The 12,288-nt window shown below is 61.4% G+C and carries 8 protein-coding genes; 6 read left to right on the forward strand and 2 right to left on the reverse strand.

All coding sequences use genetic code 11. From position 1 onward, the window contains the following. Positions 1-10 precede the first annotated feature (10 nt). Positions 11-1,090, reverse strand: a complete 1,080-nt coding sequence (locus NQ559_RS08255; RefSeq protein ID WP_018696211.1) for an efflux RND transporter periplasmic adaptor subunit — start codon at positions 1,088-1,090, stop codon at positions 11-13. Between the two features lie 309 nt (positions 1,091-1,399). On the opposite strand from NQ559_RS08255, the gene NQ559_RS08260 reads away from it, so the two are divergent. The 4 genes from NQ559_RS08260 (at position 1,400) to NQ559_RS08275 (ending at position 7,935) form a co-directional block, all read left to right on the forward strand. Further along, positions 1,400-2,863: a hypothetical protein gene (locus NQ559_RS08260; protein ID WP_026318429.1), complete on the forward strand. Its 1,464-nt coding sequence runs from the start codon at positions 1,400-1,402 to the stop codon at positions 2,861-2,863. An 18-nt stretch (positions 2,864-2,881) separates the two neighbouring features. Next, positions 2,882-4,051, forward strand: coding sequence for an imelysin family protein (locus NQ559_RS08265; protein WP_018696209.1), 1,170 nt, complete (start codon positions 2,882-2,884; stop codon positions 4,049-4,051). Between the two features lie 12 nt (positions 4,052-4,063). Then, entirely contained in the window at positions 4,064-5,653 is a 1,590-nt protein-coding gene (locus NQ559_RS08270) for a di-heme oxidoredictase family protein (RefSeq protein WP_018696208.1), read from the forward strand. An 86-nt stretch (positions 5,654-5,739) separates the two neighbouring features. Next, complete coding sequence (locus NQ559_RS08275; RefSeq protein ID WP_026318428.1) at positions 5,740-7,935, forward strand: cytochrome c biogenesis protein CcsA; 2,196 nt, start codon at positions 5,740-5,742, stop codon at positions 7,933-7,935. A gap of 41 nt (positions 7,936-7,976) precedes the next feature. Here the strand turns inward: NQ559_RS08275 and NQ559_RS08280 are convergent, their stop codons facing one another. Beyond that, positions 7,977-8,789 (reverse strand): carbohydrate kinase family protein, encoded by an 813-nt coding sequence (locus NQ559_RS08280; RefSeq protein WP_373873329.1) that lies wholly within the window; start codon positions 8,787-8,789, stop codon positions 7,977-7,979. A 334-nt stretch (positions 8,790-9,123) separates the two neighbouring features. Here NQ559_RS08280 and NQ559_RS08285 point away from each other — a divergent pair, with 334 nt between their 5' ends. Further along, positions 9,124-10,788 (forward strand): DUF6377 domain-containing protein, encoded by a 1,665-nt coding sequence (locus NQ559_RS08285; protein WP_018696205.1) that lies wholly within the window; start codon positions 9,124-9,126, stop codon positions 10,786-10,788. Between the two features lie 175 nt (positions 10,789-10,963). Continuing rightward, a complete protein-coding gene (locus NQ559_RS08290) occupies positions 10,964-12,271 on the forward strand; it encodes a 3-keto-disaccharide hydrolase (RefSeq protein ID WP_018696204.1) in 1,308 nt (435 codons plus the stop codon). Positions 12,272-12,288: the final 17 nt, after the last annotated feature.

The raw sequence follows: 12,288 nt of genomic DNA on the forward strand, positions 1-12,288 counted from the left end.
GGCGGCGGTTTTATTCGACGGTGTCGAGTTTTACGGGGAGCCCTTCACGCAGCTGGAGCGTGCCGGAGACGATCAGCGTGTCGCCCGGGGCCAACCCCTCGACGACCTGTATCCGCGATTCCGTCCTCAGCCCGGTTTTTATGGCTACGGCGTGGGCTTTGCCGCCCTTGTAGAGGAATACCTTGTCCACGCCCATCTCGGGGACGACGGCCTGCGTCGGGATGGCGATGGCGTCGGGAATGTCGTGCATTCGGATCTTTACGCTTACGAAGCGTCCGGGCAGCAGCCTGCCCCGCGTATTGGGGTAGTGCGCACGCACCGAGAAATAGTGAGTATTCGGGTCGATCTTCGACTCGGTGGCATATACCTCGGCGTGGAACGTCTCGTTGTACCCCTCGACCGTGAACGTGAGGCGCGTCCCGGGTTTTATCTGGCTGGCGTAGCGCTCCGGGACGGAAAGGTCGATCTTCAGCGGCTTGATTTTGGTCAGCTTGGCCACCACGACGCTCGGCGAGGCATAGGCGCCTTCGCTGACGTTGCGCAGGCCGATCACGCCGTCGAACGGGGCGTGCAGCTCCGTGAGCGCGATGTTTGAACGCACGATGTCGATGTCGGCGTTGAGCATCGCCAGTTCGGTGCGGGCCTGTTCGTAGGCTTCCTGGCTGACGGCGTCCTTTTCGAGCAGGGCGCTCTGGCGGTAAACACGGTCTTCGGCCAGTTTGAGCTGCGCTTCGTAGCGCGACAGCTGTGCCAGCAGCGGTTTGTCGTTGACTTTGGCCAGCAATTCGCCCTTGCGGACGGTCGAGCCTTCCTGGAAGTTGATCGAGACGATCTTGCCCGAGGTCTCGAACGAGAGGTCTACCTCCTCGTCGGGGAGCAGGCTGCCCACCGAGGTGATTCCGTCCGTGAGGGTTTGCGGCCGCACGACGAGCCCGTTGACGTTCAGTACGCTGCTTTTCCGGGGTATGCTGATTTCCGACGGGTCGGCGTCGGCGGCTGACGAACTGCCGCGGTAGTGGTTGTAAACGACCAGCCCTGTACAGAATACTACGAGGATGACGGACGTGATGATCCATTTCTTTTTTTTCATACCGGAGAGGTTGTCTTTAATGAGGGATATGCAAAGATACGAAAAAACCCGCTAAGCCTCCGCTGCCGGAAGGTATAATTGCACCCGTTCGTGGTAAAAACGGGGCCGGTTGCGGGTTCGTGTATGCCCGTTTCCGGCGAAACGGCAAAAAACGCCGGCGAAACGACCGGCACCCGCCGCATTCCCCTACCGTCGGGAGCAATACCTACATGTTATTATTCTGTCCCGAAAATTACCTAAAACAGGGAATTGCCCGGGCTCGGCGGGCACCTTAACTTTGCCACCGCAAACAAAATAAACGGAGAGCCTATGCGTCTTGGAATTTTACTGTTTACCCCTATTTTATTACTGGCGGGTGTTACCCTGCATGCGCAGGAAGCCGTGAACGCCCCCGAACCTGCGGCCGCGGCCGATTCGGCTGCCAATGCCGAGCTGAAGGCACAGCTGAAAGCCGAACTCCTGTCGGAGATCCGGGCCGAGCTCTCTTCCGAAGTGAAGACCGCCGTCAGCAAAGAGGCCGACAAACCCTCACGGCTGACCGTAGGCGGGTACGGCGAGGCCGTCATGACGCGCAATTTCTTCAGCGACAACTACCTGCGTTATATCAGCCCTGACAAGTACAAGAATGACAAAAGCCACGGCCGCTTCGACCTCCCGCACGTGGTCATCTACCTGGGCTACGATTTCGGGCGCGGCTGGTCGATGGGCACCGAGATCGAATTCGAGCACGGCGGCACGGAGAGCGCCTTCGAAACCGAATTCGAGGAGGGCGGCGAGTATGAGTCGGAGATCGAACGCGGCGGCGAGGTCGCCCTCGAACAGTTCTGGCTCCAGAAAAGCTTCAGCCCGGCCTTCAACCTGCGCCTGGGGCATATGATCGTGCCCGTCGGCGGGACTAACCAGCACCACATGCCCACCGAGTTCTTCGGGGTCTACCGTCCCGAGGGCGAGAATACGATCCTGCCCTGCACATGGCACGAAACGGGCATCAGCCTCTGGGGACGTGCCGGTGACTGGCGTTACGAGGTGATGTTCCTGCCGGGACTGGATTCCGACCGGTTCGGCGACAACGGTTGGGTCAGCGGCGGTGCCGGAAGCCCCTACGAATTCAAGATCGCCAATGCCTATGCCGGGGCGTTCCGCATCGACAACTACTCCGTCCCGGGCTTGCGCCTGAGCCTGAGCGGCTATGCGGGCAACAGTTTCAGCAATACCCTGAGTGCCAACCGTACCGGTGCGGACAGATACAAGGACGTGAAGGGTACGGTGATGATCGGCGCCTTCGATTTCCTCTACGATGCCCATAACTGGATCGTTCGCGGTAACTTCGACTACGGGCACCTGACCAATTCGGACAAGATTTCCCAGTTCAACCGCGATATGCCCAACGCATCGCCCTCGCCCAAGCAATATGTGGGTTCGGACGCCATCGCCACGGGGGTGGAAGCCGGTTACGACATCTTCTCGCAGATACGCAAGCTCAAGGAGAGGGGACACCGCTTCTACGTCTTCGGCCGCTATGAGTTCTACGATTCGATGTTCGATACCGCCAAGTCGGTGATCCGCCAGGACTGGTGCGGCCGCCAGCGGGTAGCCGTCGGGTTCAACTATTACCCGATCAAGAACATTGTCATCAAGGCCGAGTACGGCATCGGCCTGCTCCGGTCGTACGACTACACCGACTCCGCTACCGGGGAGACCCGCACGGGGCGTTTCAACAACGAGCCCTCCCTTTCGCTGGGGATCGCCTATTCCGGCTTTTTCAGACGTTAACCAAATCATAATGAGAATATGAAAAATCTGTTCAAAAATTCCGTTTATGCAGCCGCGGCACTCGTCCTGGCGCTCGGGGCCGCATCGTGCAGCGACAGCGACGGCGATTACACGTTTGCCGACGAGCGTGAAGAGGCGCTCAAGGATGCTGCCGTAGATTTCGTCGACAATAACGTGATTCCGACCTATAAGGCCCTGGCCGACGGGAGCATCGCCTTGCAGGAGGATTGCGAGGCCATGCTGGAGGCTTTCGACGCGGGAACCCTTACGACCCCGCTGGTGCAGGCCGCCTGCAACGACTGGATCACCACGCGCAAGCACTGGGAGCTCAGCGAGGCCTACCTTTACGGCGCTGCGGCCGATTACGACATCGACCCGCATATCGACTCCTGGCCGCTGGACGGCACGGCGCTTCAGAACCTGCTGAACAACAACAGTATGATGGCCGAGATCGAGAGGAATCCCGATTATGTCAGCGCCAATCTGGGTTACGGCCTACTCGGGTTCCATGCGTTGGAATACATGCTTTTCGAGAATGCGGGCCCCCGCGCCCTCGGCAAATACACCCGTCCCCAGCTGGTATACCTGGTCGGTGTGGCCAACGATCTGTGCAACATGTGCGTACGTCTCGAAGCTTCGTGGGCGGGGCTGGACAATGTCACCGAAGAGAAGCAGACGATCCTGGGCGATGCCGAACTGGAGCCGACCTTCGACTACGGCGCTTCGATGCGCAATTCGGGGAAGGGCGGCAGCAAGTACCGCAACTATAAGGATGCCGCCGAGGAGATCATCCAGGGCTGCATCGACATCGCCACGGAGGTCGGCTCGCAGAAGATCGGCCGTCCGGCCAACGGAACCAGCTCCGAGGATATCAATTACATCGAGTCGCCTTACAGCCAGAATTCGAAGACCGATTTCATCGACAACATCATCAGCATCCGGAACACCTATCAGGGTATGACCTCCGGCGACGCTTCGGTGAGCGACTGGATCGAGGTGGTCGACCCCGTCCTCGATACGGAGGTTCGCAATGCGATTTCCACGGCGATCGAAAAGATCCAGGCCTGCCCGGCCCCGTTCGTCGACAACCGTACGGCACAGGCATGGAAGGATGCCGCCACCTATTGCAATAACGACCTTGTGAACGCGCTTACGAAGGCGCTGACGGCACTGTCGGTCGAAAAATAACCATTTTCAGCAATGAAAAAGCACTTGATTTACAGCCTGTGCATGTCGGCAGCCCTGATGGCTGCCGCGTGCGCTGATGACAAGGGGACGGATCCCGCCCCCGATCCGAATCCCGACCCCGTTCCCGAGGAGTATTACGCCGGCGGCAAGCTCGGCACGGCTTTCAACACCACGTCGGTGGCCTACGAGCAGCCTACGCCGGTCGTCGATGACGACGCCGCGATGACGCAGCGTTTCCTGAACGGCGAGGCGCTGTTCGAAAAACCCTTCACGGCCAACTCGTCGGGTGTGCGCTACGGCCTCGGGCCGCTCTATATCCGCACCTCGTGTCTGCACTGCCACCCGGGCTACGGCCACGGCAAGCGTATCGAAGGCGCGTTCAACACCAACCAGATCGGCAACGGCTATCTGCTGGTCATCACCGACGAGGACGACAATTACCTGACATCGCTCACCGGTATGCCGCAAACGCGGGCCGTGGCGCCGTTCAAAGCCCCGATCGACGAATCGAAGATCATGATCGGCTGGCAGGAGTATACCGACGAGTGGGGCAATAAGTTTCCCGACGGCGAGTCTTACAGCCTGATCTATCCCGAAGTGACGATCCCCGAGGACGCCTATTACGTACCGCTGATCGGCGCCAAGGGCGAGGTGCCCTATGCCAAGGTGCGCGTGCGCCTCGAATCGACCATCGGCATCTACGGTACGGGTTTGCTGGATGCCATTTCGGACAGCGACCTGAAAGCCGAGTACGTTCGCCAGGAGCAGAACGGCGTGCCGCTCAATCCCGCGATCTTCAAGAACGGCGAGTGGGTCAAGACCTACGGGACGACCACCCATCCGCTGCGCTATACCTATGCCCTGAGCCGCGGCCCGTTGCAGGATGCGGCGGGTGCCAATGCCATCTGGAACATCACCAACGTGACCCGCTCCGACCGCCGCTACCACTACATGACCGCTGCTTATGCCGAAGTAGCGTCGAAGGACGCCGATGTGCAGCGGGATTTCTACACGCTTTTCCCGGCGTGGAACAAGACGGGCGACGTTGCGCAGGATATTTACGACTATCTGATGAACAAGGAACTGCCTGTCGAGATGAGCGATGAGGACTATGTCGACTTCATGGTCTGGCACCGCGGTCTGGCCGTACCGGCGGCGCGTAACCTCGACGATGCGGACGTCAAACGCGGCAAGGCGCTCTTCACCGAGATCGGCTGTGCCACCTGCCACCGTCCGACCTGGACGACGGGCGACGATGTCTTTACCGACCCCAACGGTTTCTTTGCCGACGGCGACAGCCGCCTGCCGCGTTATCCTAACCAGAAGATCTGGCCCTACTCCGACATGGTGCAGCACCGGCTCTTCATGGTGAACGACATCCGCACGGGCTGGTGCCGTACGACGCCGCTCTGGGGCCGTGGCCTGAGCGAGAAGTGCACGGGCGCCAGCGACCGCCTGCACGATTGCCGTGCGCGGACGGTCATCGAGGCTATCATGTGGCATGGCGCGGCGCAGAGCGACGCCCGCTGGTCGGTCGAGAAGTTCCGCACGCTGAGCAAGGACGACCGCGACGCGGTGGTCGAATTCATCGAATCCATCTAACCCTTCCCGGATATGTGCAAAGCGCCGGTGCCCCGTGCATCGGCCTTTGCCGTGTCCGGACGATGCATTCACACACGAACGAACGGATGAAACTGTTGAAACGCCTTGCCTTCGGGCTGCTCGGAGCCGTGATGGCGGTGCTCGTTACGGCCACGGTACTTGAAAAGATATACGGTACGGATTTCGTCGCTGCGCATATCTACGGCGCGGGCTGGTTCGCCGCGCTTTGGGGTGCCCTCACCCTCGTGGCGCTGGCCTGCCTGTTCCGCCGGAAATTGTGGCGCAGGCCCGCCGTCCTGTTGCTGCACCTCTCTTTCGCGGTCATCCTCGCGGGGGCTTCCGTGACATGGCTCTTCGGCCGGCAGGGGACGTTGCACCTGCGCACGGGCGATCCCGGGGCGACCGCATTCGCCGGCCGTGACGGTTCGGAGCAAATACTGCCCTTCCGGGCCCGGCTGGACGATTTCCGCATCGAGTATTATGCCGGCACCCGTGCGCCGATGGATTTCGTCAGCCTTCTCACCCTGACGGCCGACGACGGGTCGCTGCACGGTGAAGTCGGCATGAACCGCATCCTGGTTTTCCGGAATTACCGGTTTTACCAGTCCGCCTATGACGAGGACGGACGGGGTACGACCCTCTCCGTTTCGTATGATCCGTGGGGCATCGGCATCACCTATGCCGGGTACGGGCTGCTGCTCGTTTCCATGCTGGCGTTCCTGTGCGACAGGCGCGGGGGGGTCAGGCGGTTGTTGCGCAGCCCTGCGCTCCGCAAGGCGGCGCTGTGCCTTGTCCTCTGTACGGCGGCCGTACAGGGTGCCCGGGCGGCTGACACCTTGCCGCAGACGCTTCCGCGCGAGGTCGCCGCGGAATTGGGCGACCTGTATGTCTACTACAACGACCGTATCTGTCCGTTGCAGACCCTGGCTAAGGATTTTACGGTGAAACTCTGCGGGAAGAGCCGCTACCGGGGACTTACGCCCGAGCAGGTGCTTTCCGGCTGGCTGTTCTATTACGACGACTGGAAACGCGAACCGATGATCCGCATCAGGAGTGCCGGGGCACGCCGCCTGCTGGAGGTCGGCGGGCGTTATGCGCGGCTGTCGGATTTCCGCAACCGGGTCAACGAATACCGGCTCGAAGGGGCTGCCGGGCGTCCGGCGGGCGAGGCCGATGAGAAATTCAACATCATCGGGATGGTCTGCACGGGCAGTATGCTGCGGATTTTTCCCTATACCGACCCTTCGGACAGCCTGCTGCGCTGGGCGTCGCAGGTCGACGACCTGCCGCGGGAGCTGCCTTACGGGCAGGCGCTCTTTATCGGCCGGGCGATGAACTACGTCAGCGAACTGGTCGTAAAACGGGATTGGGCGGGGGTCGCAGGGGTGTTGCGCAAGATCCGCAACTACCAGCAGAAGGAGGGCGGGGCGCATATGCCTTCCGGGCTGCGTTTCCGTGCCGAAAAACTCTATAACAGGCTCGATTGGTCGCTGCCGCTCGCCGCGGCATTCATCCTGATCGGGATCGGAGGATTCCTCGAAGCCTGCCGCCGGATGGTGCGCGGGCGGGCTTTCGGGGCGAAAACCCGGGGCTGGCTCCTTGCGGGCGTTGCCGCCGGAGGACTGTATCTTACGCTGATGCTGGCGCTGCGGGGCTATGTCAGCGGCCACTGGCCTGTTTCGAACGGCTATGAAACGATGCGCTTCATGGCATGGTGTACGCTGCTGCTCACGCTGCTCTTCGCCCGCCGCTTCCTGTTCCTGCTGCCTTTCGGTTACCTGGTCGCCGGGCTGTCGCTGATGGTTTCGATGATGGGGGAGTCGAACCCTCAGATCACGCAGCTGATGCCGGTTCTCGACTCGCCGCTGCTCTGCATCCATGTGATGCTGGTCATGGTGGCCTATGCGTTGCTGGCGTTCGTCATGTTCGGCGGCGTGGCAGGGGTCGTCCTGCACCGCCGCGCCCGCGGGGTGGCCGCGCAGTTGCAGGCCGTCAGCTGGCTGATGCTCTATCCGGCCGTCTTCTGCCTCGCCGCCGGTATCTTCGTCGGTGCCGTCTGGGCCAATGTGTCGTGGGGACGCTACTGGGGCTGGGATCCCAAGGAGGTGTGGGCGCTCGTCACGTTGCTGGTTTATGCGCTGCCCCTGCATGCCGGATCCCTGCCGTGGTTCCGCCGGCCGTTGTTCTTCCATTGGTTCTGCATCGCGGCGTTCCTCTCGGTGCTGGTCACCTATTTCGGGGTCAATTTCCTGTTGGGCGGCATGCACAGTTATGCCGGATAGGGGAGCGGCGGCCCGGGGCGGGATGCCCCTTCCGTGCGTCCCTATCGTATGGCGGGGCCGTCATTGCGCAGCCGAGCGGTAAACCGTTCCGGCAGACGGGGCATGGCGCCGTGCTGCGAGCAGACGTGGGCCGCGACATCCACGGCCAGCCTGTGTGCTTCCCCGATGCCGAGCCCCGAGAGCAGGGCGGCCAGGAACGATGCCGTGAACGAGTCCCCTGCGCCGACCGTGTCGGCCACTTCGACCCGCGGCGTGGGGATATATGACCGGGTGTCGGGGGCGAATACCGAACTCCCGGCGGCACCGCAGGTGAGGATTACGATCCGCAACCCGTACCTGTCGAGCAGCGTGCGGCACTGCTCCCCGGGCTGCATCCCCTCCATGCCGAACATGCTGCCGACCACGGCCAGCTCCTCGTCGTTTATCTTCAGGATGTTGCACTTTCGCAGCGACTCTTCGACCACCTGCTGCGTGTAGAAGTGCTGCCGCAGGTTGATGTCGAAGACCTTGTATTGTCCCTCGCCGTCGGGCATCGTTTCCAGGAAACGCCCGATCGTGCGGTGCGATACGGGGCTGCGCTGTGCCAGCGACCCGAAGCAGGCTGCACGGGTGTGCCGGGCGAGCTCCTCGATCTGCGGGGTGAACGGGATGTTGTCCCAGGCTACGCCCTGCCGGATCTCGTAGCTGGGGATGCCCGCCCCGTCGAGCGTGACTTCGACCGTCCCGGTCGGGAACGGCACCGTTTCCAGCATATGTCCCACCCCTTTTTCGCGGAGCTGGTTGCGGAGTTCGCGTCCCGCCTCGTCGTCGCCGACGGCGCTGACCGCGCAGCTGCGCAGCCCGAACTGCGACATGTGGTAGGCGAAGTTCGCGGGGGCGCCGCCGATCTTCCGCCCTTCGGGCAGTATGTCCCAGAGTGCTTCGCCGATTCCGACGACCCACTCTGTCTTTCGGTTTGCTTCGGTATTCATGGTCGTTTGCGTTTGCTGCGAAGTTAACGGTTTTGCTCGATATTTTTCCGCTTGTGCGGTGTTTTTCTGCATGGGGCGAGGCATTTGGCCGTAATTTTCGTGGCATCGGGCCTGTCGTGCCGGGGCGCTTACCCATGGCGGGGCGGACGAATTATACCCGGAAAGTTTGTATTGAACGGCTTTTGTCTTATTTTTGTCTGACACAAAACCCGAAACCATGATGCTGCGAACCCTTCCCGCCCGATCCGGCTTCCTGTGGGTGCTTCTGGCGTGCATTTTCCTCGCAGGATGTACGCGGCACCCGAAATACTCGCTTCAGACCGAAGCGGCGCTGGAACGGCTGGATGCGGAACTTTCCCGCAAGGATCGTTACCAGCAGTGGCGGCAGGCGCAGAACGACAGCCTGCGCCGGGAGGTGGCGCGTGCCCGCAACGCCGGCGACCGGGCGTGGCGCCTGTTCGCCGTGTCGCAGAATTACGTGACCTACCAGCTCGATTCGGCGGCTTATTACGTCGACCGCCTTTACCGGCTGGCCGCCTCTGCCGGGTCGGGGGATATCCGCCGCATCGCCCTGCTTGCCGACATCGACGTCTGGCTGGGCCGCGGGCAGCTGGGGCTTGCCGAAGAACTTTTCCGCAGGATAGACACTGCCGGTATGTCCCCTTCGGAGTATGCCGCATGGCATTCGCGCTACTCCTCGATCGCTGCCCGGCGTGCGGCCGAAGCCGAGGACGGGGCTTCGCGGTCGGCATGGCGCGATACGGTGATGCGCGTCAGGCACATGTCCGTGCCCGGGCAGTCGGAGTGGACGCAGGCGCGGATCGCCGCCGCCGCTCTGCGCGACAGCGGCCGCTTCGCCGAGGCCGTACAGTTGCTCGAGCCCTATACGGCCAGGAATCCCGACTACCAGGAGCTGGCGCTTCTCTATTACGGCCTCGCAGGCATCGCGCGGGCGTGGGGCGACGACGACCTGCGGCTTTATTACCTGGCCGAATCGTCCGTCGCCGACCTGCGTGCCGGCACCCGTTCCTATGCCTCGCTGTACGACCTTGCGCTGCTGCTGTTCGACCGCAAGGATTACGACCGTGCGGCAGCCTATATGGGCAGCGCGTCCGATGACGCCATGCACTGCCGGTCGATGGTGCGCATACCGGTCTCCTCTTCCGCGGCCGTCAAGATCAGCGAGGCCATCTCCTCGAACATCGCCCAAAGGCAGGCCATGATGACCACGACGATCTGGTTGGCCGGTGTCTTCCTGGTCGTCCTCATCGGTATCCTCTGGTGCGTGCTGTGGCAGCACCGCCGCCTGCGCGGCAACCACCGGCAGCTGATCGACATGAGCGCCCAGTTACAGGCGAAGAACGACGAGATGCAGGCGAAGAACGACCATATCCGCGAGATCAACGGCGCGCTGGTCGACTCCAACCGGATCAAAGACCGTTACGTCTGCCACTATATCGACCTTTCCGTCCATTACATCAAGCAGATCGACACTTTCCGCCGCGAGGTCTGCCGCGTCGCCCGCAACAAGGGCGTCGACGAACTGGTGCGCTGGCTGAACACCTCGCAGGCCGTCAGCGGCGAATATGCGAAGTTCTACCAGTCGTTCGATTCCTCGTTCCTCGACATCTTCCCGCAATTCATCGAACAGGTCAATGCCCTCCTGCAGCCCGAGTCGCATTTTGCGCCCCGCGCCGACGCATCGCTGACCACCGAGCTGCGGATTCTGGCGGCCATCCGGCTCGGGATTACCGACAGCGGACACATCGCTTCGCTGCTCAACTGTGCCTCGGCGACGGTCTATACCTACCGCACCAAACTCCGCAATGCGGCGCTGGATCGGGACAATTTCGAGCAGCAGGTGTCGCGGATCGGTCTCTGAACCTTCGGATAGTCTATATAATCCGGGGTGTGGATTAGGTTTGTAAAATGCTGATTTGTAATGATATATAGATTGTCAAACCTCTATATAGTTCTATACGTGCGCTGGAATAATCATAAATAATAGGTATTTTTGTCCTAACCCCGGCCACGGAACCATTTAACCAATCATAATTATGCTGACTAAAACTTATTTTCGCAGAAAGCTCGCGCAGGCGTGCGGGCTGGGACTCGTGCTCTGCGCTGCCGCTGCATGTGCGCCGCAACAGAATGTGCTGACCAAAGAGGAGATTGCCGACGGCTGGCAGCTGTTGTTCGACGGCAAGACGCTCGACCAGTGGAAGGACTACAACGGCGAAGAGCTGACCATGCCGTGGCATGTCGTCGACGGCTGCATCCAGGCCAAGGGCGACGGCAGCGACCTGGCAGGCTACATCGTTACGAAGAAACAGTACGAAAACTTCATCCTCGACTGGGACTGGAAACTCTCCCACGGAGGGAACAGCGGTATGATCTACCACGTGGTCGAAGACCCCTATTTCAAGGTACCCTACGTAACCGGCCCCGAATACCAGCTGATCGACAACGAGGGCTGGGAAGAGGTCAATGCCCCCAACAAACTCGAAGAGTGGCAGAAACTGGGCGTGGACTACGCCATGCACCTGCCCGATCCCGATTCGCTGTTCGTCAACCCGCAGGGCGAGTGGAACTCGTCGCGCATCGTCTTCGACAACGGCCATGTCGAGCACTGGCTCAACGGCCACAAGATCCTCGAATTCGAAGCCTGGACGGACGACTGGTTCGCCCGCAAGCACAGCGGCAAATGGGAGACCGCACCCGAATACGGCCTTGCGCGCCGCGGTGTGATCTGCCTGCAGGATCACGGTTCGCCCGCTTCGTTCCGCAACCTGAAGATCAAGGAGCTGCCCCGCAAGGCCGGCCGCGAGGTTGAGCTGTTCAACGGCAAAGACCTGACGGGCTGGGAGGCCTACGGCACGGAGAAGTGGTATGTCGACAAGGACGGCAACATGGTTTGCGAGAGCGGCCCCGACAAGGAGTACGGCTACCTCGCCACGCGCGAATATTATAACGATTTCGACCTGACGCTCGAATTCAAGCAGCTGGCCAACGGTAACTCGGGCGTCTTTTTCCGCTCGTTCGTCGAGCCTCCCGTGAAAGTCCACGGCTGGCAGTGCGAAGTGGCCCCCAAGGGCTTCGATACGGCCGGTATCTACGAGTCCTACGGTCGCGGCTGGCTGGTTCAGATCCCCGACGAGAAGGAGGACATCCTGCGGGAGGGTGAGTGGAATACGCTGCGCCTGAAAGTCCAGGGCGACCGCGTGCAGACGTGGCTCAACGGCGAAGAGATGGTCGACATCACCGATGCCAGGATCGGCGCCGCACAGGGGCGCATCGCCCTGCAGATCCACGACGGCGGCGGGATCAAGGTGCTCTGGCGCAATTTCCGTCTGACAACCTTATAATTACCACTAACCTGAAC

Origin of the sequence: Alistipes onderdonkii (assembly GCF_025145285.1) — a bacterium.
GTDB lineage: Bacteria > Bacteroidota > Bacteroidia > Bacteroidales > Rikenellaceae > Alistipes > Alistipes onderdonkii.